General features: G+C 68.4%; 23 protein-coding genes. 17 read left to right on the forward strand and 6 right to left on the reverse strand.

The window, feature by feature from the left end:
* Nucleotides 1-83 precede the first annotated feature (83 nt).
* The 7 genes from G3I17_RS24970 (at nt 84) to G3I17_RS25000 (ending at nt 9015) form a co-directional block, all read left to right on the forward strand.
* Nucleotides 84-1397 carry an SWIM zinc finger family protein gene (locus G3I17_RS24970; RefSeq protein WP_164600024.1) on the forward strand — a complete coding sequence of 438 codons (1314 nt, stop codon included), beginning with the start codon at nt 84-86 and terminating at the stop codon, nt 1395-1397.
* Nucleotides 1394-2812 carry a DUF5691 domain-containing protein gene (locus G3I17_RS24975; RefSeq protein WP_164600025.1) on the forward strand — a complete coding sequence of 473 codons (1419 nt, stop codon included), beginning with the start codon at nt 1394-1396 and terminating at the stop codon, nt 2810-2812. The genes G3I17_RS24970 and G3I17_RS24975 overlap by 4 nt, the downstream gene beginning before the upstream one ends.
* Complete coding sequence (locus tag G3I17_RS24980; RefSeq protein WP_164600026.1) at nt 2809-3897, forward strand: AAA family ATPase; 1089 nt, start codon at nt 2809-2811, stop codon at nt 3895-3897. The genes G3I17_RS24975 and G3I17_RS24980 overlap by 4 nt, the downstream gene beginning before the upstream one ends.
* A complete protein-coding gene (locus G3I17_RS24985) occupies nt 3894-6131 on the forward strand; it encodes a DUF5682 family protein (RefSeq protein ID WP_239062882.1) in 2238 nt (745 codons plus the stop codon). Before G3I17_RS24980 ends, G3I17_RS24985 begins: the two co-directional genes overlap by 4 nt.
* A gap of 2 nt (nt 6132-6133) precedes the next feature.
* Nucleotides 6134-7288 carry a VWA domain-containing protein gene (locus G3I17_RS24990; RefSeq protein WP_164600027.1) on the forward strand — a complete coding sequence of 385 codons (1155 nt, stop codon included), beginning with the start codon at nt 6134-6136 and terminating at the stop codon, nt 7286-7288.
* Between the two features lie 21 nt (nt 7289-7309).
* Entirely contained in the window at nt 7310-8155 is an 846-nt protein-coding gene (locus tag G3I17_RS24995; RefSeq protein ID WP_164600028.1) for a formyltransferase family protein, read from the forward strand.
* A gap of 290 nt (nt 8156-8445) precedes the next feature.
* Nucleotides 8446-9015, forward strand: a complete 570-nt coding sequence (locus G3I17_RS25000; RefSeq protein WP_164600029.1) for a TIGR03086 family metal-binding protein — start codon at nt 8446-8448, stop codon at nt 9013-9015.
* Between the two features lie 1176 nt (nt 9016-10191).
* Here G3I17_RS25000 and G3I17_RS25010 read toward each other — a convergent pair.
* A complete protein-coding gene (locus G3I17_RS25010) occupies nt 10192-11241 on the reverse strand; it encodes a glycosyltransferase (protein ID WP_164600030.1) in 1050 nt (349 codons plus the stop codon).
* Between the two features lie 125 nt (nt 11242-11366).
* On the opposite strand from G3I17_RS25010, the gene G3I17_RS25015 reads away from it, so the two are divergent.
* Genes G3I17_RS25015 through aceB form a run of 3 tightly spaced genes read left to right on the forward strand, consistent with a single transcriptional unit; the run spans nt 11367 to nt 14372 of the window.
* Nucleotides 11367-11930 carry a TetR/AcrR family transcriptional regulator gene (locus tag G3I17_RS25015; protein WP_164600031.1) on the forward strand — a complete coding sequence of 188 codons (564 nt, stop codon included), beginning with the start codon at nt 11367-11369 and terminating at the stop codon, nt 11928-11930.
* Nucleotides 11927-12793, forward strand: a complete 867-nt coding sequence (locus G3I17_RS25020) for an LLM class F420-dependent oxidoreductase (RefSeq protein WP_164600032.1) — start codon at nt 11927-11929, stop codon at nt 12791-12793. The genes G3I17_RS25015 and G3I17_RS25020 overlap by 4 nt, the downstream gene beginning before the upstream one ends.
* Complete coding sequence (gene aceB, locus G3I17_RS25025) at nt 12747-14372, forward strand: malate synthase A (protein WP_203590716.1); 1626 nt, start codon at nt 12747-12749, stop codon at nt 14370-14372. The genes G3I17_RS25020 and aceB overlap by 47 nt, the downstream gene beginning before the upstream one ends.
* Nucleotides 14373-14432: 60 nt before the next feature.
* On the opposite strand, the gene G3I17_RS25030 is transcribed toward aceB, so the two are convergent.
* Genes G3I17_RS25030 through G3I17_RS25045 form a run of 4 tightly spaced genes read right to left on the reverse strand, consistent with a single transcriptional unit; the run spans nt 14433 to nt 16370 of the window.
* The gene (locus tag G3I17_RS25030) at nt 14433-15077 is read right to left on the reverse strand and encodes a DsbA family oxidoreductase (protein ID WP_164600034.1); all 645 of its coding nucleotides are present in this window, start codon (nt 15075-15077) and stop codon (nt 14433-14435) included.
* Nucleotides 15074-15559 (reverse strand): nucleoside deaminase, encoded by a 486-nt coding sequence (locus tag G3I17_RS25035; protein WP_164600035.1) that lies wholly within the window; start codon nt 15557-15559, stop codon nt 15074-15076. Before G3I17_RS25035 ends, G3I17_RS25030 begins: the two co-directional genes overlap by 4 nt.
* Nucleotides 15549-16004, reverse strand: coding sequence for an SMR family transporter (locus tag G3I17_RS25040; RefSeq protein WP_203590717.1), 456 nt, complete (start codon nt 16002-16004; stop codon nt 15549-15551). Before G3I17_RS25040 ends, G3I17_RS25035 begins: the two co-directional genes overlap by 11 nt.
* A gap of 45 nt (nt 16005-16049) precedes the next feature.
* Nucleotides 16050-16370: a multidrug efflux SMR transporter gene (locus tag G3I17_RS25045; RefSeq protein WP_164600036.1), complete on the reverse strand. Its 321-nt coding sequence runs from the start codon at nt 16368-16370 to the stop codon at nt 16050-16052.
* Between the two features lie 137 nt (nt 16371-16507).
* Between G3I17_RS25045 and G3I17_RS25050 the strand changes: the two genes are divergently transcribed.
* The 7 genes from G3I17_RS25050 to G3I17_RS25080 all read left to right on the forward strand — a co-directional run bounded on the left by G3I17_RS25050 (nt 16508) and on the right by G3I17_RS25080 (nt 22008).
* Entirely contained in the window at nt 16508-16957 is a 450-nt protein-coding gene (locus tag G3I17_RS25050; RefSeq protein WP_164600037.1) for a MarR family transcriptional regulator, read from the forward strand.
* 202 nt (nt 16958-17159) lie between these two features.
* A complete protein-coding gene (locus G3I17_RS25055; protein WP_164600038.1) occupies nt 17160-18629 on the forward strand; it encodes an AMP-binding protein in 1470 nt (489 codons plus the stop codon).
* The gene (locus tag G3I17_RS25060; RefSeq protein ID WP_164600039.1) at nt 18626-18892 is read left to right on the forward strand and encodes an acyl carrier protein; all 267 of its coding nucleotides are present in this window, start codon (nt 18626-18628) and stop codon (nt 18890-18892) included. Before G3I17_RS25055 ends, G3I17_RS25060 begins: the two co-directional genes overlap by 4 nt.
* A gap of 34 nt (nt 18893-18926) precedes the next feature.
* Nucleotides 18927-19301 carry an ectoine synthase gene (locus G3I17_RS25065; protein WP_164600040.1) on the forward strand — a complete coding sequence of 125 codons (375 nt, stop codon included), beginning with the start codon at nt 18927-18929 and terminating at the stop codon, nt 19299-19301.
* Between the two features lie 91 nt (nt 19302-19392).
* The gene (locus G3I17_RS25070; protein WP_164600041.1) at nt 19393-20511 is read left to right on the forward strand and encodes an acyl-CoA dehydrogenase family protein; all 1119 of its coding nucleotides are present in this window, start codon (nt 19393-19395) and stop codon (nt 20509-20511) included.
* A gap of 10 nt (nt 20512-20521) precedes the next feature.
* Nucleotides 20522-21196: a transglutaminase-like domain-containing protein gene (locus G3I17_RS25075; RefSeq protein ID WP_164600042.1), complete on the forward strand. Its 675-nt coding sequence runs from the start codon at nt 20522-20524 to the stop codon at nt 21194-21196.
* Nucleotides 21197-21207: 11 nt separating this feature from the next.
* Nucleotides 21208-22008: a maleate cis-trans isomerase gene (locus G3I17_RS25080; protein WP_164600043.1), complete on the forward strand. Its 801-nt coding sequence runs from the start codon at nt 21208-21210 to the stop codon at nt 22006-22008.
* Nucleotide 22009: 1 nt separating this feature from the next.
* Here G3I17_RS25080 and G3I17_RS25085 read toward each other — a convergent pair whose 3' ends face one another.
* Nucleotides 22010-23212 (reverse strand): transposase, encoded by a 1203-nt coding sequence (locus tag G3I17_RS25085; RefSeq protein ID WP_164600044.1) that lies wholly within the window; start codon nt 23210-23212, stop codon nt 22010-22012.
* Nucleotides 23213-23215 lie beyond the last annotated feature (3 nt).

Genomic DNA, 23215 nt, shown 5'->3' on the forward strand with positions numbered 1-23215 from the left:
GGGCAGTGCGGACGGGAGGCTGGGGGTGTCGGGGGTGGGTGGCATGCTCTGCGGGGTAGAGGGTTGAGCGGTTGGGGGGTGTGGTGGCGGGACTGGATGTGGAGCAGGTGCTGGCGATGGCGCCGGATGCTGCCTCGGCCAAGGCTGCCCAGGGGCTGGCTCGGGTGGAGAAGTGGTCCGGGACCGGCAGTTCCGAGCGGGCGCTCTGGGGGTTGTGCCAGGGCAGCGGCAAGAAGCCGTATCAGGCTGTGGTCGACCTGAGTGGGCCCGCGTTCAAGTGCTCCTGCCCCAGCCGGAAGTTTCCGTGCAAGCACGCGCTCGGGCTGATGTTGTTGGCGGCCAAGGACCAGCTTGCGGCGGGTACTGAGCCGGCGTGGGCGTCCGAGTGGTTGGAGGAGCGGGCCACGCGGGCTGAGAAGTCGACCGAGCGGGCTGAGAAGAAGCCGGGTGAGGTTGCTGATCCGTTGGCGGCTCAGCAGCGGGTGCTGCGCCGGGCTGAACGGGTCTCGAGTGGGATGGCCGAGCTGGAGAGCTGGCTCGACGACCAGGTACGCCGTGGGCTCGGCGGCTTCGAGCAGCGTGGGTACTCCGAGCTGAGCCGTCTCGCCGCGCGCATGGTCGATGCCCAGGCCCCTGGAGTCGCAGGCGCCGTACGCCGAGCCGCCGCTGTCGTCGGCCGTGGCCACGGCTGGCCGGGCGAGCTCCTGGAGGAGCTGTCCCTCATCCACCTGATCGTCTCGGCCCACGCGAGACTGGGCGAGCTTCCACCGAGCTTGGCCGACACCGTGCAGTCGCGGATCGGCTGGACCGTCGAAACCGCCCGCGTACTGGCCGAAGGCGAGAAGGTCGAAGACGACTGGCTGGTGCTCGGCCGCGTGATCGAGCCGGACGACCACCTGACCGTACGACGCCTCTGGCTGCGCGGCTCCAGCACCGGACGCCTGGCCCTCATCCTCAACTTCGCCGCCGGCGGCCGTCAGCTAGACCCACTCCCCGCCCGCCCCGGCGAGCTAGTCCCAGCAGTGCTCTCGTACTACCCAGGCGTACTTCCCATGCGAGCCCTGCTGACCCAAACAGCGCCACGCCTCCCCGCCCCATGCCCAGGAGGCCTCACCACCAAGCAGGCCTTAGCCTCGTACGTCGAATCGCTCGCGGCCGACCCCTGGAACGAGCGCTGGCCCCTTGTCCTCGCAGACGTCCGCCCAACCCCCAACGGCGAGAACTGGGCCTTGGTAGACGACAGTGGCGACGCCCTGGAAGTCCTCCCCGGCGTAGACCTCTGGAAGCTCCTCGCCGTCTCCGCAGGCGACCCGGTGACAGTGGCAGGCGAGTGGAACCGAGCAGGCTTCAAGCCGATGACGTGCTGGGACGGCGATCGGCCGGTGATCCTGTCATGAGGGGCTGGGACGGCCTGGTCAGCTCCGCGCTGCTCGGCACCGAGCGGCGACCACCGCGCTTCGAGGAACTGCCACCGAAGATCCAGGAGCAACTCGGCGAAGGCGGCCTCCTCGACGCGGCCGCCTTGGCAACCCTCTACAAACGAGCCGGCCGCACACCACTCGAGGGCCTCGCGCCCTTACCAGCAGCGCAAGGCGAGGACCAGCCACTCCCGAGACCTGCCGCGATCCGCAGGCTCACAGCGATGCTCAGTGGTTTCCAGACCACGGCACTGGGCGAGTGGCTCCGCGCAGCCGACGCCAAGGGCTGGGGCGTTCCGCCGGAGCAGCTCCCCGCCTTGGCCGACTACGCGCGCGGCCGAGCTGAGTACAGGCCGTTGGTCGTGAAGGCCGCGGGGCGGCGGGCGAGCTGGCTGGCGGATCTCAATCCGGACTGGCGATTCCTCCACGAAGCCGTTGTCGAGGGCAACGAGCATTGGACGCACGGCAACCCGACCCAGCGCCGGAGCTGGCTACGTGCTCGCCGCCAGAGCGACCCGACAAAAGCGCTGGAGGCGCTGGAAGAAGTCTGGCCGAGCGAACCGGCCGCAGTCCGGCTCGACTTCCTGGGCCTACTGGCCGACGGCCTGCCCGCCGGGCTCGGCGACGCAGCGCCCTCGGCCGACGAAGTCTTCCTCGAGCGAGCGCTCGACGACCGCTCCAAGGAAGTCCGGCGAGCAGCCGCGGCTCTCCTCCAACGCATTCCTGGGTCCCAGTACGGCGAACGCATGGCGCAGCGGGTCTGGTCGCAGCTCACCGTCAGCCAAGGCGTTCTCGTCGTCGAGCTGCCGACCGGCGTCACCACAGCGATGGAGCGTGATGGCGTCGACTCGCAGCCGAAAGAGGGAATCGGCAAGCGGGCTTGGTGGTTCCAGCAACTGCTGGCCGCTGCTCCGCTGGCCACCTCCGAGCTCGACTACCTCCAGCTCAAGGTCGAAGGCTGCTCGCCCGAGGTGCTTCAAGTGGCCTGGGCGCAGGCGGCGATCCGCGAACAAGAGGCCGACTGGGCGCGTGCCCTGCTGCTGTCGAATGCCCGGACCGGTGGAAGAGTCGCCGAGCTGCTGCGGATCCTGCCGCCCGACGAATGGGTGCCGGCCATCGAGCTGCTCCGCGTCCGCGTCGACATCGCCGACCTGGTCGGCGGCTTGCCGGTGCCGTGGCCGGCGACGCTGGGCACCGCGGTCCTCGACCAGCTGGCCAAGTCCGGCAGCGACCGCAGGCACGCGCGTCTCGCGAGTATCGCCGCGCGCGCAGTACCGGCCGAAGTGCTGGACCATCCGATCACCCGCGAGCCGACCGGTGAGGAAGACACCTGGCGGCGGCGTCTTGTCGAGACCTTGATCTTCCGTCGTGAGATGTACGAGGAGCTGTCATGACCGTGACCCCTGAGATAATGCGCCCGCACGCCGAGGACGAGTACGCCGAGGAGCTGGCCGCGCTGGCAGCCACCGACGACCGGCCGCGCCCGCCTGCGTGGAAGCTGTCGCCCGCGGCCGTGGTCACCTACCTGCTGGGCGGCAAGGCCGGCGACCTGGAGATCACTCCCAAGTACGTCGGTCCGCGCCGGCTGGTCGAGGTCGCGGTCGCCACCCTCGCGACGGATCGCGCGCTGCTGCTGCTCGGCGTACCGGGTACTGCGAAGACGTGGGTCAGTGAGCATCTGGCCGCGGCGATCAGTGGTGACTCGACGCTGCTCGTGCAGGGCACGGCGGGTACGGCCGAGGAGTCGATCCGGTACGGCTGGAACTACGCGCAGTTGATTGCCCAGGGCCCCAGTGAGGCAGCGCTGGTGCCGAGTCCGGTGTTCCGCGCGATGGCCGGCGCGAAGATCGCCCGGATCGAGGAGCTGACCCGGATGCCGTCCGACGTGCAGGACGCGCTGATCACGATCCTGTCCGAGAAGTCGCTGCCGATCTCCGAGCTGGGCACGGAAGTCCAGGCCCGCAAGGGGTTCAACGTCATTGCCACCGCCAACGATCGTGACAAGGGCGTCAACGAGCTGTCGAGCGCGCTGCGGCGCCGGTTCAACACCGTCGTACTTCCGCTGCCGGACAACGCCGAGGACGAGGTCGCGATCGTCTCCCGCCGGGTCGCGCAGCTCGGGTCGTCGCTCGAGCTGCCGCAGCAGGACGATGCGCTGGAGGAGATCCGCCGCGTCGTGACCGTCTTCCGCGAGCTGAGGTCCGGGCGAACCGAAGACGGCCGTACTGCGGTCAAGTCGCCCTCGGCCACCCTCTCGACGGCCGAAGCGATCAGCGTGGTCACCGGTGGACTTGCACTGGCGGCGCACTTCGGCGACGGCGTACTGCGGTCCAATGATGTTGCCGGCGGCATCCTCGGAGCCGTGGTGAAGGACCCGTCGGCGGATCGCGTGGTCTGGTCGGAGTACCTGGAGACCGTGGTGCGCGAGCGCGAGGGCTGGGCCGATTTCTACCGGGCCTGCCGGGATATCTCCGGATGACCATGCAATACCTTCCCCGCCCCACCGCCCCGGTCCAATACCTTCCCCGCCCCACCGCCCCGGTCCACCTCTTCGGCATCAGGCACCACGGCCCCGGGTCCGCCCGGGCGCTCGCGGCCGCCCTGGCGGACCTAAGGCCCGACATCGTGCTGATCGAGGGACCGCCCGAGGCTGACAAGGTGATCGAGCTGGCCGCCTCGGCGGAGATGGTCCCGCCGGTCGCGTTGCTGGCCTACGCGGCCGACGACTCCACCAGGGCAGCGTTCTGGCCGTTCGCGGTGTTCAGCCCGGAGTGGCAGGCGATCCGGCACGCGCTGGCGGCCGGCGTACCGGTGCGGTTCTGCGATCTGCCGGCGGCCTATCAGTTCGGCAGCTCGGAGAAGGCGGATCGCCGGGGAGCGTCGATGGATCCCTTGGCGACGCTGGCCGCGGCGGGTGGGTATGACGATCCCGAGCGCTGGTGGGATGACGTGATCGAGCACCGGCGGGACGGCGCCGAGCCGTTCACCGTGATCGCCGAGGCGATGGGCGAGCTGCGGCGCGGCGAGGAGGCGACCGGGCGGGAGGCCCAGCGCGAGGCGTACATGCGGACGACCTTGCGCAAGGCAATCAAAGAGGGCTTCGAGCGGATCGCCGTCGTCTGCGGCGCCTGGCATGTCCCTGCGCTGCAAGCTCCGTTGCCACCGGCAACTCATGATCAGCGGATCCTGAAAGGCCTGCCGAAGCGCAAGGTCGCTTGTACCTGGGTGCCCTGGACGCACGGCCGGTTGGCGACCGCGAGCGGGTACGGCGCGGGCGTCACTTCGCCTGGCTGGTACCACCACTTGTTCACCGCGCCCGACCAGATCACCACGCGCTGGCTCACGAAGGTCGCTCAGGTACTGCGGGCCGAGGATCTCCCGGTGTCGAGTGCTCACGTCATCGAGGCCGTACGCTTGGCTGAAGCCCTTGCTGTGTTGAGAGAACGGCCGCTCGCCGGATTGAGCGAGGTCACCGAGGCGACGCGAGCGGTGATGTGTGGCGGCAACGACGTCTTGCTCAACCTGGTCACGCGCGAGGCCGTGGTCGGCGAGTTGCTGGGCGCAGTACCGGCTGAGACCCCGCAAGCACCCGTTGCCGCTGACCTGGCTGCACAGGCGAGGCGGTTGCGGCTGAAGCGGGACGCTGCCGAGCGAGTGGTCGAGCTCGACCTGCGGAAGCCGAACGATCTGGAGAAGTCGCGGCTGCTGCATCGGCTCAGGATCCTCGGCATCGACTGGGGCGTGCCGACCGCCGATGAGCGCCGGAACCAGGGCACCTTCCGGGAGAGCTGGAAGCTGGCCTGGGATCCTGGCCTGGAGGTCGACCTGGTTGCCGCGGGCGCCCATGGGACCACGGTGCTCGGTGCTGCGACGACCACAATGCTCAAGGCTGCCGAGGACTCGGCCACCCTGGCTGAGGTGACCTCGGCCCTGGAGCGATCGCTGCTGGCCGACCTCGCTGAGGCATTGCCGACGCTGCTGCAAGGCGTCGATACCCGGGCCGCGAAGGACGCCGACGTCGGTCACCTGATGGCCGCGCTACCCGCCCTCGCGCGATCCGCCCGGTACGGCGATGTCCGCGGCTCGTCCGCCGAAGGGCTCGGCCGGGTCGCCGGGCGGATGGTTTCGCGGGCGTGCGCAGGGCTGGGCAGAACCGTGCACGGCCTCGACCCGGAGGCCGCCGCTTCGGTGCTGGAACTCATTGATGGCGTGCAGGACGCGACGGCGCTGCTCGACGAGTCTGTCCGGATCGAGTGGCTGACAACCCTTCAGGGGTTGAGCGATCGCTCGTCGGTGCCGCCTTTGATCGCCGGCCGCCTGACCCGATTGATGCTCGACACCTCGCGGCTGGAGGCTGTCGAGGTCGCGTTGCGGCTGGGGCGAGCCCTGTCTCCCGGTACGCCGACCGCCAATGCCGCCGGGTATGTCGAAGGCTTTCTCGCCGGCGGCGGCCTGCTGCTGGTGCATGACGAGCGGCTCCTCGCGTTGGTCGACACGTGGCTGGCCGCGATCCCCGACGAAGCGTTCCTGGAGGCGCTGCCCTTGCTCCGCCGTACTTTCGGGACCTTCGCCTCGCCCGAGCGCCGCTCGATCGGCGACCGCGCCCGGGCGCTGGGCGATCCCGCTGCCGCTGTCATTGCCGACGACAACGAGCTCGATTCGTTGCTCGCGGCATCAGTCCTGCCCGTCGTCAAACAATTGCTGGGGGTGTGACGATGCCGGACGACGAACGGATGCGGCGCTGGCGGATGGTGCTCGGCAGCGAGGCCGACCCCGAGACCGGCTCGACACTGTCCGCCGCCGACCGCTCGGTCGATGCGGCCCTGGCAGCCCTGTACGACGCCGAGCGCGGCGAGCCCGGTACGAAACGGTCAGCCGGGCTGGGCTCATCAGCGCCAAGAGTCGCGCGCTGGCTGGGGGACATCCGGCAGTACTTCCCGAGCACCGTCGTCCAGGTGATGCAGCGCGACGCGGTCGAGCGGCTGGGCATCACCCGGATGCTGATGGAGCCCGAGCTGCTCAACGCGGTCGAGCCCGACGTGCATCTGGTCAGCACGCTGCTTGCGCTCAACGAGGTCATGCCCGAGGAGACCAAGCAGACCGCTCGCGAGGTGGTCGGCCGAGTCGTCGCCGAGCTGGAAGCGCGCCTGGCCGAGCGCACCCGGGCGGCGGTGACGGGGGCGCTCGACCGCGCGGGCCGCACCGGTCGGCCGCGGCACTCGGACATCGACTGGGATCGCACGATCCGCGCCAACCTGAAGCACTTCTCGCCCACCCTCGGCACGATCGTCCCGGATCGCCTGGTCGGCTATGCCCGGCGCAACCACAGCGTCCAGCGGGACGTGGTACTGGCGATCGATCAGTCCGGGTCGATGGCCGAGTCCGTCGTCTACGCGAGCCTGTTCGGCGCGGTATTGGGCTCGATGCGCGCGTTGCGGACGAGCCTCGTCGTCTTCGACACGGCCGTCGTCGACCTGACCGACGAGCTGGACGACCCGGTGGACGTCCTGTTCGGCACGCAACTCGGCGGCGGCACCGACATCAACCGCGCCGTCGCGTACTGCGAACAGCTCATCGAGCGGCCGGCCGAGACGGTGATGGTGCTCATCAGCGATCTCTACGAAGGCGGCATCCGCGAGGAACTCCTGCGCCGGGCGCGCAACCTGGTCGAATCCGGCGTCCAGCTCATCGCGTTGCTCGCGCTGTCCGACTCGGGCACCCCGTCGTACGACGCCGAGAACGCCGCCGCCCTTGCCGACCTCGGCGTGCCCACCTTCGCCTGCACACCGGAACTGTTCCCCGACCTGATGGCGGCCGCGATCCGCCGCGACGACATCTCCGCCTGGGCGGCAGCGAACGTACTGGACTAGTAATAGCGTTGACTGGGCTTCATGCGGATCGTCACGATGAACGCCTTCTTGCCCGGCTACGCCAATATCGCCGGCTGGGCCGAGCAGAACGGCCATGAGATCGTGCTGGTGGTGACGCCGCCGGCCGGTGCGAGCGACCGGTACGACGCGGCCGCGAAACCGTTCGTGCTGGAGTTGCCGAGGACCGCGGATGTGCTGGTCACCGGCAAGCTCCGGACTGTGGCCGCGGCGGCGATCGCGGCGCTGGAGCCGGATCTGGTGATCTCGGCCGCGTTCCCCCGGCTGATCCCGGCGGAGATCCTGAAGATCCCGACGTACGGCGCGGTGAACCTGCATCCGTCGGCGCTGCCGGCCGGGCGCGGGCCCAATCCGGTCCGGCTGGTCTACGAAGGCGCGAGCACAGTCGGGGCGACGCTGCACCGGACCGAGGCCGAGTTCGACACCGGCGCGATCCTCAGCCAGCGCGAGCGGCCGCTACCGGCGGAGCTCAGCGGGCCGGCGATCTTCCAGGCCTGGCGCGAGATGCTGCGCGAAGTACTCGAAGAAGGCGCTGCGCGGGCGTTCGCGGGTGAGCCGGGGGCGCCGCAGGACCCGGCGGCGGCTTCGGAGGCGCCGATGTTCACGCCGGAGGAGGAGGTGCTCCGGCTGAGTGACCCTGGCGCGGTACTGGTCCGGAAGTCGGCGGCTCTGAACGTGCTCGAGGCCAGGGCCAGGGTGATCGTGGCCGGCATCAAGCAGCCGATCAGCCGGGTCGAGCTGGTGTCGGCGGGTGAGGGGTCGGCGCAGCCTGGCGAGATCGTCAAGTACCACACAGATGGCTGGACGGTCCGGTCCGGCGACGGCATCGTCCGGCTCTTCAGGGCATGAAGGTTTCGGAGATCGAGCCGGAATCAGCCTGCCTGAACCACTCCCAAGTCTGAGACTGGCCCCCGAGGATTTCCGCGTGCTCCACCATGGTGATCCTGGTCGTCTTGTGCATCTGTCCCACCCTCTCGTGAGTAGCAGGCCACCCCTGGTCCTGCAGTGGTGAGACGGAGCGACCGCCCGAAAGGTTTGCCGAAGTCTTCTTCTTCTGCGCGTGGGGTGCAGTGCCGCCGGGCCGGATGCATACTCGGTCCCACGAACCGGCTGCCGGCCGGTCTGGTGGGAGGTACGTGATGGGTGAGATCGCGGAGCGGTACCGGCGGCGGGCGGAGGCGTTCGAGCTGAAGGTCGCGGCGGTGCGGCCGGAGCAGTGGGGGAACCAGTCGCCGTGCGAGAAGTGGTCGGCGCGGGACGTCCTCGACCACATCGTCGCGATGAACGGCTACATGCTGATGCCGGTCGGGCGGACGCTGGCGGCGGAAGCGGATGCGCTGAAGTCGTTCCAGGCGGCCCGGGCCGCGGTGGAAGCAGTGCTGGACGATCCGGAACTGGCCGGCCAGGAGTGCGATACGCCGGCCGGGTGGATGACGGTCGAGGGGCAGATCGACCAGGTCGTGAGCGACGATCTGGTCCTGCACGGGTGGGATCTGGCCCGCGCCACCGGTCAGGACGAGGCGATGGATCCGGTCGACGTCGAGCGGATGTGGGCGAGCAATTCGGCAATCCCCGCCGACGTGATCGCGATGTACCGGACTCCGAACGCCTTCGGCCCGGGGGTCGAGGTCTTCGGTCCGGAAGTCGTAGTACCTGAGGATGCGCCGCTTCAGGACAGGCTGCTCGGCTTCATCGGCCGCAAGCCCTGACCCAGCACCAGCTAAAGGGCCAACTGGAGCGGGGCGTAGTACGTGGTGGGGGCGGATGCTCTGGGCAGGCTTTCGAGCACGGGGGCCAGGGCAGCCGGGGTGGGGATGAGAGCGGAGTCGCCTCGGGCGATTGTGGGGGCCAGGTACTCGTGGCCGGGCAGGTTGGCGACTGCCGTCCGGCAGCCGAGCAGCATGCCTTCGAAGAGGGCGGTCGTGGAGACGCCTACCTGGTAGGTCGCTGCCGCCAGGACGGCCAGTGTGTTGCCAGTAGAGAGTCGGACGCCCTGGGGGAGGGCATAGTCCGTACTGCGCTCGCTCGGGTGCAGGTGGAAGGCCACGTCCAGGTCCGGCCGGGCGGACACGAGTGCGGCGGCGTACTCGAGGAGAGCCGGGCCGGTCGTGCCCTGGGACAGGAAGACGACGAGTCGCGGGTCCTTGGCCGCCAGCTCAGCCGGCGACAGCGGGGAGACGAAGGACGCGCCGACCACTGAAGCCTTCGTCCCCGCGGGCAGCTCGGCGACGTCGGTCCAGTACGACCCGAAGCACCAGAGCTCGTCGGGCTGGTCGGCGACGTCAGGCCGGCCGGGATAGCTGTAGCCGAGGTGGTACGGGCTGATGGCGCCGTGCTGGAGCTCTACGACGCGGATGCCGAGATCGCGAGCGGCCCCGACGATGTGCTGGTGGAAGTACGCGACCACGACGTACACGGTCTTGATCCGTCGGCGTTTCAGCAGCGACCGGTAGAGCGCGCGGAGCCGGGTGTGCTTCGGCACCTCGCGAGCGATCAGCGCGGCGACCGGCACCTGAACGCCGGTCTCGGCCTCCAGCGCCGCGGCGATCTCGGTGCAACGGGCGTGCGTGCGCCGGCTGCGGACCGTGCCGAAAGCCGAGGTGAAGAAGTCGAAGTTGACGCTGCCCGGCAGTGGGGTGCCGTTGATACCCGAGTCGAGTACCAGGGCCGAGCTGCCGAGCGCAGTACGGAGTGAGTCGGTGTAGATCTCGACGCCGCCGGGTTTGCGCGGGTGCGGGATCACCAGGGAGTCGAACGAGCCGCGGGCCAGGAACGGGTTGCGGGTGACCGTGCCGGTCACGTGCCTGGCGACAAGACGTGCCTGGCCGGCGCGAGTACGGCGTACCGGGTGAGGGTCGCCGTGCAGGCCGCTGCGGCGGGTCAGCTCATGGAAGATGCGCATCCGGATGATCGGCCACGGCCGAACGCCGTCGATCTGCCAGGTCAGCAGGTCCAGCTCCCGCTCCACCTTCCAGATCGCCTGGCACAGTGTCGTCACCGTCAGGATGGTGCCGCTCCCGGTACTCGTCATGGTTGATCCCTACTATCCCCGCGAGGCTGCCGATGCCCGAGAAGAACCGGCGGACAGCCTTCAGCAGGTAGGACTTCCGGAAAAGCACCAGACCACCGAGGCCGAAGCCCAGCGCCGACACGATCCGGGCCAAAGAATAGGCCAGTACCAGGACGTAGCCGCGCACGCCCGGCCGGATCAGCAGCCGGCTGATGGTGTCGCCGCTGCCGGAGCGGAAGGCGCGACGGACCAGCCAGGACAGCGTCGTCCGGGAGGCCGGGACGTGCTCGTGGATCTGGGCCTCCTCGCACCAGACAATCCGGTAGCCGGCCCGGTGCACGCGCAGGAAGAAGTGCAGGTCGCTGGAGCCGGTGTAGCGGAAAGCAGGGTGGAAGCTGGGCGTCACCGAGTGGTAGACGTGCTGCGCGACCAGGGTGTTGTTCGTGTAGGCCTTGTTCCGGAGGTCGCCGGTCTGGTGCCTGCCGGTGGAGTCGTGCACGTCGCTGTGCCGGTTCCAGGCCGGGGCGCCGGGCGGCAGGATGCCGCGGACCGGCCCGGTGACCACGTCTGCACCGGTCGAGCGCCAGGCGCGCAGCAAAGTGCACAGCCAGCCGGGCGGGGCCACCTCGTCGTCGTCCACGAAGATCAGCGCGTCGTCGCCCCAGGCGAGCAGGACCGACTTCTCCCGGGCGAAGGGGATCCCGGGCTCCGGTTCCGACGCGGCCTCGACCGGGTAGCGGGACTCCTTGGCGGCGCGTTCGATCACCTCGGTCGCGCTGCCTTCGTCGTCGTTGTCGACCACGATGATCCGGACGGCGAAGTCCTCCTCGGCCGGAAGTTCCTGGGCCAGCAGGCTGTCGAGCAGGGCCTCCAGCAGCGCGGGTCGCCGAAAGGTGATGACGGCGATCGCGACCCTGGTGCTCATGGAGGCCGACAATATCTGTTGAACACCATCCGGTGTGAGGTCGCCCGTGCGTCGGGCACCGGTGGAAATCTGCTGGTAACAGCGCGGCCCGGATTCCTGTACCTACGCGTGGGTACAGTGGCGACGTGGAGACAGCGGAACGGTTGATCCGGAGTACGCAGGAATTGCTCTGGGAACGGGGCTATGTCGGCACCAGCCCGAAGGCGATCCAGCTCGCCGCGGAGGCCGGTCAGGGCAGCATGTACCACCACTTCAGCGGCAAGGCCGAGCTGGCCAGAGCAGCCATCGAGCGGTCCGGCGCCGAGCTACGAGCAGCCGCCGAGGAGCAGTTCGCCGGCAGTGGCTCGGCGACCGAGCGGATCACGAGCTACCTGCAGCGCGACCGCGAGGTGCTCAAGGGCTGCCGGATGGGCCGGCTGACCGCCGACCCGGACGTGATGGCCGACCCGGTACTGCGCGCGCCGGTGGACGAGACCTTCACCTGGATCCGCGCCCGGCTCGCCGAGATCATTGCTGAGGGCAAGGAATCTGGCGAGTACCCGGCCGGCCTCGATCCGGACCGGACCGCCGCCACCATCGCGGCCGTGTTGCAGGGTGGGTACGTACTGGCCCGCGCGGCCGGCTCGGACGAACCGTTCGGGCTCGCCGTCGAAGGCCTCGTCGATTTGCTCAAGGGAGTCGCTTCGTGAGGATCGGTGCCGTCTTTCCGCAACTCGAGATCAGCGCGGATCCAGGAGTCGTCCGGGATTGGACCGAGACCGTCGAGGCGGCGGGCTATACGCACGCGCTCGTCTACGACCACGTGCTCGGCGCCGGCCCGTCCAACCGGCCGGACTGGAAGGGGTACACGGACAAGTCGCTGTTCCACGAGGTCTTCGTGCTCTTCGGGTACATGGCCGCCATCACCACCACGCTGGAGCTCGTCACCGGCGTACTCGTCCTGCCGCAGCGCCAGACGGCTCTGGTCGCGAAGCAGGCGGCCGAGGTCGACGTACTGAGCGGCGGCCGGCTGCGGCTGGGCGTGGGGATCGGCTGGAACGAGGTCGAGTACCAGGCGCTCGGGGTGCCCTTCTCGGAGCTCGGTGCGCGCTTGACCGAGCAGGTCGAGCTGCTGCGCCGGTTCTGGGCCGAGCCGTTCCTCTCGACCGAGGGCCGCTTCCACAAGGTCGTCGAGGCCGGGCTCAACCCGTTGCCGCCTGGCCGGAGCATCCCGATCTGGTTCGGCGGCAGCGCGGACGCCGTACTACGCCGTACCGGGCGGATCGGTGACGGGTGGATGCCGCAGAGCGGGCCGAACGCCGAGGCTCGTCGGCAGGTCGAGCTGGTCAAGGCGGCCGCCGTGGAGGCCGGTCGCGACCCGGCCGACATCGGGTTCGAGGCGAGGCTCTCGCTGGGCAAAGTACCGGAGAAGGAGTGGCCGGACTTTATCGAAGGCTGGCGGGAGCTGGGTGCCACCCATCTGTGCGTGAATACGATGAACATGGGTCTGGCCAAACCCGAGGACCATGCCGTCGTACTGCGTGACGTCCTGCCGCTGCTGCAGGACAGCTAAGGAGCTACTTGTGTCTGTCGAGGTCACCGGACCGAAGAACGAGCGGTCCGACGAGATCCTGAGCGAACGCGCTCTGGAGCTCATCGGGCTGCTGCACCGGGAGCTGAACCCGCGCCGGCTGGAGTTGCTGGAGCGGCGGCGGGTGCGGGTGGCGGAGATCGCGGCCGGTGGCTCGCTCGGGTTCCTCGAGGAGACGAAGGCCGTCCGTGAGGACCCCTCGTGGCGGGTGGCTGATCCCGCGCCCGGACTGGTCGACCGGCGGGTGGAGATCACCGGGCCGACCGACCGGAAGATGACGATCAACGCGCTCAACTCCGGTGCGAAGGTCTGGCTGGCCGATCAGGAGGACGCGAACACGCCGACCTGGGAGAACGTCGTCGGCGGGCAGCTCAACCTGCTCGACGCGGTCACCCGGAAGATCGACTTCAGCTCCTCTAGCAAGTCGTACGCGCTGAAGCCGGACGAGGAGCTGGCCACGATCGTGGTCCGGCCGCGCGGCTGGCATCTGCCGGAGAAGCACCTGCTGGTCGACGGTGAGCGTACGTCGGGGTCTTTGGTCGACTTCGCGTTGTACCTGGTGGCCTGTGGACAACTGCAGCTCGATCGCGGCCAGGGACCGTACTTCTACCTGCCGAAGATGGAGTCGCACCTCGAGGCGCGACTGTGGAACGACGCGTTCGTACTCGCGCAGGACTTCCTCGGGCTGCCGCGCGGCACGATCCGGGCGACGGTGCTGATCGAGACTTACCCCGCGGCCTTCGAGATGGAGGAGATCCTCTACGAGCTGCGCGAGCACTCGGCCGGGCTGAACGCGGGTCGCTGGGACTTCATGTTCAGCGTGATCAAGACGTACCGGACCCGCGGCGCCGACTTCCAGCTGCCCGACCGGAACTCGGTGACGATGACGGTGCCGTTCATGCGCGCCTACACCGAGCTGCTCGTCAGCACGTGCCACCAGCGCGGGGCGCACGCGATCGGCGGGATGGCGGCCTTCATCCCGAGCAAGGACCCGGCGGTCAACGAGCAGGCGTTCGCGAAGGTCGAGGCGGACAAGACCCGCGAGGCCGGCGACGGGTTCGACGGTTCCTGGGTCGCGCACCCCGGCATGGTCGAGACCTGCAAGGCCGTCTTCAGCTCGGTCCTCGGTGACCGCTCCAACCAGCTCGACGTACTGCGCTCAGACGTGCACGTCACGGCCGAGCAACTCCTGGACGTCGCCTCCACCCCGGGCGCGGTGACCGAGGCCGGTCTGCGCAACAACATCAGCGTCGCGGTCCAGTACCTCGCCGCCTGGCTCGAAGGCACCGGCGCCGTCGGCATCTTCAACCTGATGGAGGACGCCGCCACCGCCGAGATCTCCCGCTCCCAGATCTGGCAGTGGCGCCACAACGGCGTCGTCCTCGACACCGGCGCGACGATCACCACCGACCTGGTCACCACCCTGGCCGACGAGGAGATCGCCAAGCTGGACGGCGACCCGGCCGCCTATGCGACCGCCCGCGAGACCTTCCTCGCGGTGGCCCTCGCCGACGAGTACATCGACTTCCTGACCCTCCCGGCGTACGAGCGCTTCGCTTGATCGCTTACGTCCGAAGAACTGTTGTTGACGTCCCTCCGCTTCTTCGGACGTAAGCGTTAGTCAGCAGCCGCCGTTCACGTCGCAGGTGCCGCCGAAGGGGACTAGTTGCTGAGCTTGGGTGTCGAGGATTGCTTTGCGTAGCTGGACGGGGCTCGGTACGCCCTCGATGCGGGTGTCGCCGATCAGGATGGTCGGGACGGTCTGAATCTGGTGGGCCTGCGCCTCTCGGAGGGCGTCCTGGTGCTTGTCACGGTAGGTGCGGTCGTCCAGGGCCGTGCGGAAGGCGGCGCCGTCCAGGCCGATCTCCTCGGCCAGGGCCTGCAGGACGTCGGGCTGTCCGAGGTCCTGGTCCTCCTGGAAGAAGGCGCGGAACATGCGGTGCGTGTACTCGGTGCCCAGGCCATGCTCGGCGGCGAACTGGTAGCCCTCGAAGGCGAGGTGGGTGTACGGCTGCGGGGAGACGGTCGGCAAGGTGATGTCCACACCGACGCGGCGGGCCAGCGGGTAGACGGCCCGGGCCCAGATGGCGGGCAGGTACTCGTCCTCGGGACGCAGCGTGGGAGTGGGATGGGCCCGCAACTCGAACGGCTTCCACTCGATGTCGACCTTCAGATCCTTCGTCGCCTCCTCGAGCGGGCCTTCGGCGAGCATGCAGAAGGGGCAGACATAGTCGGAGAAGATCGTGATCTTGACCCGCTCTGTCATCGCTTTCCGCCTCTCAGGCCGGTCTTGAACTCCTCGAACGGCACCTCGTGTCCCTCGATCGGGGCGTGCGTCACCTTGATCGGCCAGGTGGTCGGGTCGTCGGCGAAGATGGAGTACGACCTGCCGTAGTCGAAGCCGTAGGCGCCGGCGGTCGTGCGGTCGGCGGCGTACACGATGTGCTCGATGCTGAAGTAGAGCGCGGCCATGTAGCACAGGGCGCAGGGCTCACCGGAGGCGATCAGGGTGGCTCCCGCGACGCCGATCCGGCCGGCCTTCTTCGCTGCGGCGCGCAGCGCGACGACTTCGGCGTGCGCGGTGGGGTCGTCGTCCTCGAGAACCCGGTTGAAACCGGTGCCCAGAACCTGGCCGTCGCGGACGACGATGCCGGAGAAGGGGATACCGCCTTCGGCGACGTGACTGCGGCTGATCCGGACGGCTTCCTCCAGATGGGGAGTCAGCTGGTCGAGGAGGTCAGTTGGCATGACGGAGTTCAGCCTCGACTTCCTGCGCCTGCTCTGCGGCTGCCTCGGCGGGGGACTCGGCGGGTGACTCGGCAAGTGACTTGGCCGATGACTTGGCGTCCAGCCGGTCGGCGAGCTTGAGCCAGATGACGCCGGCGATGATGAGAACGAGCCACAGGGACTGGACGAGAGTGAGGCGCTCGTCGAAGAAGACGGGGCCCAGTGCCGCAGCTCCGGCCGCCCCGATTCCTGCCCAGACCGCATAACCGATGCTGACCTCGATGGTGCGCAGTGCGGCGCTCAGCGCCCACAGGGTCAGCAGGAAGAAGACAACGGCGACCAGCGACCAGGTCAAACGGGTGAAGCCGTGGCTTCCGCCGACCGAGAGCGCGTAGCCGATTTCGAAACCGCCGGCCAGCAGGAGCATGAGCCAGGAGCGGGCCGCGGAGGGGGTGGTCGAGGACATCTGGGGGATTCCTTTCGAGAGGTTCGGGCGTGGGGCAGGCAGGTTCTAGGCAGCGCCGCTGAGCTGGAGGCCGACGACCCCGGCGATGATCGCCGCGATGCCCAGCCCCTTACGCCAGCTGAGGCGCTGGCCGAACAGCAGGGCGCCGAGCAACGTGATGCCGATGCCGGAGACCGAGGTCCACAGGGCGTAGCCGACGCCGACGTTGAAGGTCAGCAGAGCGCGGCTGAGGAAGTAGGTGCCGAAGGCGCCGCTGACCAGCGTCACGATCGTCCACTTGCGGTTGGTGAAGCCTTCGGCCTTGCCGGCCGCGATCGCGACGACGATCTCGAAGACGACGGCGACGCCGAGGTAGAGCCACTGCATGAGGGTGTCCTTTCGAAGAATGCATGTACATGCAAGGAACGCGACTGAGCATACGTCAGGGATGTGATCGAGGGGAACCCCGGGCGGTTGCATGAGCATGTATTCTGATCAAGCATCAATCGAGGAAGGCCGCAGTCATGACAGCTTCGCCGCTAGCACCCCAGCGCACGTCCGACCGCAGCGCATGGGACCGCGTCCTGATGCTGCACGCGCGCGTGGAGCGCGAACTGACCCTGGCCCTGCACGGCCAGCACGGGATCGCCTTGTCGGAGTACCGCTCCCTGGAGCACCTCGTCAACTCCGAGAGCAGTGAGCTGCGGATGCAGGAGCTGGCCGACAAGGTAGGCCTGGGGCAATCGTCGATCACCCGCCTGGTAGGGCGGTTGGAGTCGGCCGGTTTCGCCTACAAGGACCTGTGCCCGTCGGACAAGCGTGGTGTCTACGCGGTCATCACGGACAAGGGTCGTGAGCGCTATCAGCTGGCCCGCGCGACCTATGCGGAGGTCCTCTCGTCCGCGTTGAACGTCTTCGCTGCCGACCCGGAGCTGGGCTCCACGGTCCACGCGCTACGCACCCCCCAGGACTGACTCCCGGCGCCCCGCGCCGGCCCTCGTCGAGCACTCCTCAGAACCCCCGCTGCGCCGCTGGCGCACGGGGGTTTTTTGTTGCGCGGACAAGCGTCATGATCCTGCTCACAGCTACTTCGCCAAGTAGATGTTTGACCATGCATGTACCTCGCGGGATACCTTCGCGTCCAGAAACGTCCCTACTACTGCGAGGAATTCCGCCGTGCCATCGCCCTGCCTGGCCGAAGCCGTCGCCGTTCACGGCCACCTACGACCTCAAGAAACCGCCCTGGTCCTCAACGACCGCGCCGTCACCTACGGCGAACTCAGCGATCTCACCCAGGCCTTTCGTCACAGCCTGATCGAGTTGCGCCTTCCGGCCGGAAGCACGGTCTGTGTCCCCGCGCACAAGACACCGGAGACCATCGCTCTGCTCCTCGCCGTGTTCCACGAGGGCCTCGTCGCGCTGGCTCCCGCACCCGACCTGGGCGCGGCCGCGCTGGCACGCCTGTCGCAGCAAGCGCGTGCCACCCATGTCCTCACCGTGTCCGCGATCGACGCCCTGACGGCGGACCCGGTGCACACCGACGAGCAGCAGGCAGCGGGATTCGCGTCAGCGGATCCGGGGCGCTCGTGCCTCCTCCTCACCACCTCCGGCTCCACCGGCACCCCGAAGATCGTGCCCATCGCGGTGGCCGGCTTCGAGGCCTTCGCCGCCTGGGCCACGCAGGAGTTCGCGCTCACTTCCGATGCTGTCGCGCTCTCCTATGCCCCCCTCAACTTCGACCTCGCGCTGCTCGACATCTGGTCCCTCCTGCGGTTGGGGGCGCAGGTCGTCCTGGTGGATCAGGGCCGGGCCACGGACGGACCGTACGTCCAGGCGCTGGTCGCGAAGCACGACGTCACCTTCATCCAGGGGGTGCCGATGCTGTACCGCCTGCTGGTCGAAGCCGGCTCGGCCTTCCCTGGGGTACGTCAGGTGATCTTCACCGGGGACAGCGTGCCGGACTCGCTGCTGGCACCGGTGAGTGCGGCGTTCCCGCAGGCCCGGTTCCACAACGTTTTCGGCTGCACGGAGACCAACGACTCGTTCATCCACGAGGTCGACCCAGGCGCCCTGACCGGCAGGATGCCGATCGGCCGGCCCATCGTCGGCACCGACGCACTCATCAGCGACCCGGACGGCGCGATCGTGCAGTCCGCCGGAACCGGGGAGCTCCTGGTGGCCACCCCGTTCCAGACCGATGGCTATCTCGACACCGCGCGGAACTCCGAGACGTTCACGGTCATCGACGGCCGCACCTTCTACCGCACCGGCGACCTGGTCACCCGCGACGAGTCCGGCTTGTACAGCCTGCAGGGCCGCGCGGACTGGCAGGTGAAGGTCCGGGGGGTGCGCACCAATCTGCAGGAAGTGGAGCGGGTGATCGCCGATCATCCGGACGTGGTCGAGGCGGTCGTCGTCTCGCTGCCCGACGAACAGGCCGGAGTCCGGCTGCACGCCCACGTCAGCCGGCGCCCCAGCAGCGCCCTGACCGGTCTGCGGCTGCGAACGCATGCAGGCAAGCACCTGCCGCGACATGCCATTCCCACCTCCGTGCAGATCACCGACAAACCGCTGCCCCGTACCTCCACCGGCAAGCCCGACCGAAACCTGATCAAGAGCAACCGCCTGAAGGAGATCCACCCGTGAACAGCACAGACGTCGCCAGCGAGATCCGTGCCTATGTCGTGGCGCAGTTTCTGGCCGGCGAGGACACCTCCGACCTGACCGGTGACTACGGCCTGATCGAGTCGGGCGTGATCGACAGCCTCGGGCTGATCCGGCTCATCTCGCACCTCACCGAGACCTACGCGGTCTCCTTCGACGACATCGAACTCGGCCCGGACAACTTCCGCAGCCTCGACGCGATCGCCGACCTGATCACCACCCATTCCACGGCCGGCGTGGCCTGAGCAACTCCCTACCAACAACAAGGAGAAGAAAGAAATGATCGTGCGCAGCATCGACACCCTCGCCCCTGTCGAGTGGGGCAACGGCCTCAGCTACCGCGTACTGACCCAGGCCGACGGCATGGGCTTTGCCGTCTGCGACACCCTCGTCCGGCGCGGCACCACGAGCGCCCTGCAGTACCGCGAACACCTCGAGGCCTGCTACTGCGTGGGCGGCTCGGGCGAGGTGGTGGAGAAGGACGGCACCCGCCACAAGATCGTGGAGGGGACCATCTACGCGCTCAACGAGCACGACCCGCATTATCTGGTCGCCTCCGAGGACGAGGACCTGCACCTGATCTCCGTGTTCAACCCGCCGATCAACGGCGACGAGAAGCACACGCTCTCCGCGGACGGCTTCTCCCAGTACTGATGCAGCCCTGATGCGGCACGGTGGGGCCGCCACCCGCGGCCCCACCGTGCCCCAGCGCCCGAACACACCCGCCGCCGAGTGAGGACATCTCTTGAACGACGACCTTTTCCACCTCGCCACCCCGTGGGCAGATCAGCTCAACGCAGACCTGCAGGAGTCGGACGCCGCCGGTGCCTTCCCGCACCACAAGTGGAAGGCCATCCAGGAGTCCGGGATCCTGCAGGCACCCTTCCATCCCGATTTCGGCGGCAGCGGCCGCAGCCTGACCGAGACCATGCGCGCCCTGGAAGGCCTCGGGTACACATCGCGGGACGCGGGCCTGTCCTTCTCCACGTCCACCCAGATCGTGTCCGTCGGCATCCCGATGCAGCGGTTCGCGGCACCGGAGCTCAAGCACCGGTACCTGCCCCGCATCATGGCCGGTGACCTGATCACCGCGCACGCGATCACCGAGGAGTCCGGCGGGTCCGACGCGACGAACGTGTCCACCGTCGCCCGGCGCGACGGTGACCATTACGTTGTCAACGGCAACAAAATGTTCATCACCAACGCCCCCATCGCCGATCTGTTCCTGCTGTACGTACGCACCGGCAAGCCAGGCCCGTTCGGCCTGACCACGCTGCTGGTCGAGGCCGGCACACCTGGCCTGACCGTCGGGCCGACCATGGACAAGCTCGGGCTGCGCACCAGCCCGATCGGCACCCTCTCCTTCGAGGAGTTGCGGATTCCCGTCGCGAACCGGATCGGTGCGGAGGGAGCGGGGTTCCTCGTCCTGGACTACGTGATGAAGCGCGAGGTCCTGTTCGGCTTCTCCCTCACCCTCGGCGAGATGACCCGCCGGCTGGAGGAGACCGTCGAGTTCGCGAAGTCCCGCACGCAGTTCGGGCAGCCGATCGGCAAGTACCAGGCCGTCTCCCACAAGATCGCCGACATGAAGATGCGGGTGGAGACGGCCCGTAAGTGGCTGACCGACACCGGCGCCAAGGTCGAGGCCGGGCAGGATGCCGCCTTCGATCTCGCCGCCACAAAGACGATCGTCTCCGAGGCCAACGTGCAGACCGCCCTTGACGCTGTCCAGATCCATGGCGGCCGTGGCGTGCTCACCGAGTTCGGTATGGAGCGCGAGCTGCGCAACTCCATCGCCGGGACGATCTACTCCGGCAGCTCCGAGATCCAGCGCAACCGCATCGCCACTCTGATTGGCCTTTGAGGAGCTTTCCATGTCTGTTGACCTGAACGAGTTGACCCGCCCGACCGAGTTCCTCGACTACGAGACCGACGAAGTCCAAGCTTTCATCGACCACGCCGTCAAGGACCGCTCGGCGGACCGGACGACCAACGCGATCGAGCTGTACTACGCCGTCCGCGACGGCATCTTCTACGAGGTCTACGGCGCGGACCTGTCCGCCGACGGGCTGAAGGCCTCGAGCACCGTGCGGGCCAAGTCCGGGTTCTGTCTGCACAAGTCCGCCCTGTACGCAGCGGTGGTCCGTGCCCTCGGCATCCCCTCCCGCCTCGTGTACGGCGATGTGCGCAACCACCTTGCCTCGCCGCGGCTGATCGAGCACATCGGCGGCGACGTCTTCTTCCACGGCCTCACCCAGGTCTACCTTGACGGTCAGTGGGTCAAGGCCACTCCGGTGTTCAACAAGATGCTCTGCAAGCTGTACGGCATGGAGGCCCTCGAGTTCGACGGCACCGCCGACAGCCTCTACCACCCGCATGACGGCGGCGGATCGATGGAGTTCCTCGTCGACCACGGTGCCTTCGACGACGTCCCGTACGAGTACGTCATCGCCACCATGCGGGCCAAGCACCCCAAGTTCCTCGACAACTCCGGCTCGGGAACCGTCAGCGGCGGCAGCCTCGCCGGCGAATCCACCCTCGCCAAGTAGGGAGAAATTCCATGACCAGCACGAGCACACCCACCGACGGCTGGGATGCCGGCACCCGGATCGGCGTCGTCGTACCGCATGCCGATGTCGGCCCGGAGGCCGAACTCCAGGCGATGGCGCCGGCGTCGGTGTCCATTCACGGATCGCGGGTCCATTTCGCCGCCATGCGGGCCGGCGGCGAGATGGACGAGAAGATCCCGCACGACCCGGTGATGGCGTTCGTCCAGCCACCGTTCCTGGACCAGGCCGTGGAACTGCTGGCCGCGAGCCCGCTGCACGCACTCGCCCTCGGCTTCACTTCTTCCAGTTATGTGCTGAAGGCCAAGGGGGAGGCGGAGCTCTACGAACGACTTGCCCCCGTCACCCGCGATCTGCCGATCACGGGAACGACCAAGGCGGCTCGCGCGGCGTTCCACGCGCTGGGCGCCCACAAGATCGCCATCGTGAACCCGCCGTGGTTCGACGACATCCTCTCGGGTCAGGGCGCGGACTACTTCGGCGAGTTCGGGTTCGACGTCGTCCATCACGGGCCGTGCGGCCTGCCGTCGAACCAGAAGGCGATCAACCCCGGCAACCTGTCCGCTTGGATCCGCGACACGGTCGCCGCTCACCAGCCCGACGCCGTCCTGGTGGCCGGCAACGGCATTCGTGCAGTGGGGACCATCAAGCCCCTCGAGGAAGAGCTGGGCTTCAACGTGGTCACCGCGAACCAGGTGGTCCTGTGGCACGCCCTGCACCTCGCCGATGCCGCCGACGTCGCTGCCGGCATCACCGACTACGGCCAGCTTTTCGCTACCACTCCCAAGGACTGAGTCAGGCGGCCCGGCGGTGGACGGGCCGGTCCGGTTCCTGGAGCCGGTGCGTTGCCACCTGCTGATAGGCGTAGGCCGCGGAGGTCAGCGTCATGTGGTGGTGCCAGCCCGGGTACGAGCGGCCCTCGAAGTCTCGCAAGCCGAAGTCTCGCTCCATCCGGCCGATGGTGGCAGCCGTCGTGGCCGGCCCGTCGACCAGTGCGAGGAGTTCGCCGAACGGCCGGTTCGTCATGTTCGTGAGCCACAGGCCACCGGGCCGGCCCCGGCTGTCTTCGCGCCGGTCGAACAACCGGTAGGTGCGCTGAAGACCTGGCCTGGTCTGGGCGCGGGGCAGATAGGCGAGCCCGGTCGGGTGCGTGGTGGTGTGGCCGGCGCGTTCGTCGATGAACTGCGCGGCCCGCACCGGAGCACCTTCGGCACACTGCCGGGCCGCCAGATGACTGCCGGGCTGGAGCAGCAGGTTGTCCGGTACGGCGATGACGAAGTCATAGCCCCGCTCGACGAGTCCGTGAATCAGCGCGCGGGTGTCCAGGTATCCGACCAGGTCGGCCACCACCGGCATCGACCCTTCAGGTATCGATCCTTCAGGTCTCGACACTGTAGGCATCGATACGTCCGGCATCGACGCCGCGGCTCCGCGCAGGGCCAGGCTGTTGAGCAGATCCAGCACACCTACGGCCGGCGACGCCGCCGTCACGGGGCCCGGAATGCGGGCACGCCGGCGCCGCGCGGCATCTGACCATTCCTCGGGCAGCAGCATGTTCCAGGCCACCGGCAGATCCCCGGTGGCCGACGACAGGAAGGCCCCGATCCCGATCTGGCAGTTGACGGTCCGTCCGGCCTGCGGGATGAAGCGGCGGTGCACTCCACAGGACTGCCCGCCACGTTTGGGAAGGACCGCGGGGGCGATGGTCCAGGACCGAGGCCGGGTCTGTTGCTCGACCCAGCGGATGAGCTCCGTCTGGATGGGTTCCCATTCCCAGGGACTGGCGTTGACGAACTGGTGCAGGGCCTGCGCGGCGGTGGCGGAATCGGTGACCGCTGCTGCCATCCGCCGGACCGTCTTCTTGCCCGGCGTGGTGAGCAGTCCTTGCAGATAGACCTCGGCCCACCGCCGCTGATCGGCCCTGGGTAATTGTCCGAACAAATCGGCGGCGAATCGGTTGAAGAATGTCGATCCGTGCGGCCCCGAGCGTGCGGTCATCGT

It is taken from the genome of Streptomyces sp. SID13031 (genome assembly GCF_010548305.1).
Lineage (GTDB): Bacteria > Actinomycetota > Actinomycetes > Propionibacteriales > Kribbellaceae > Kribbella.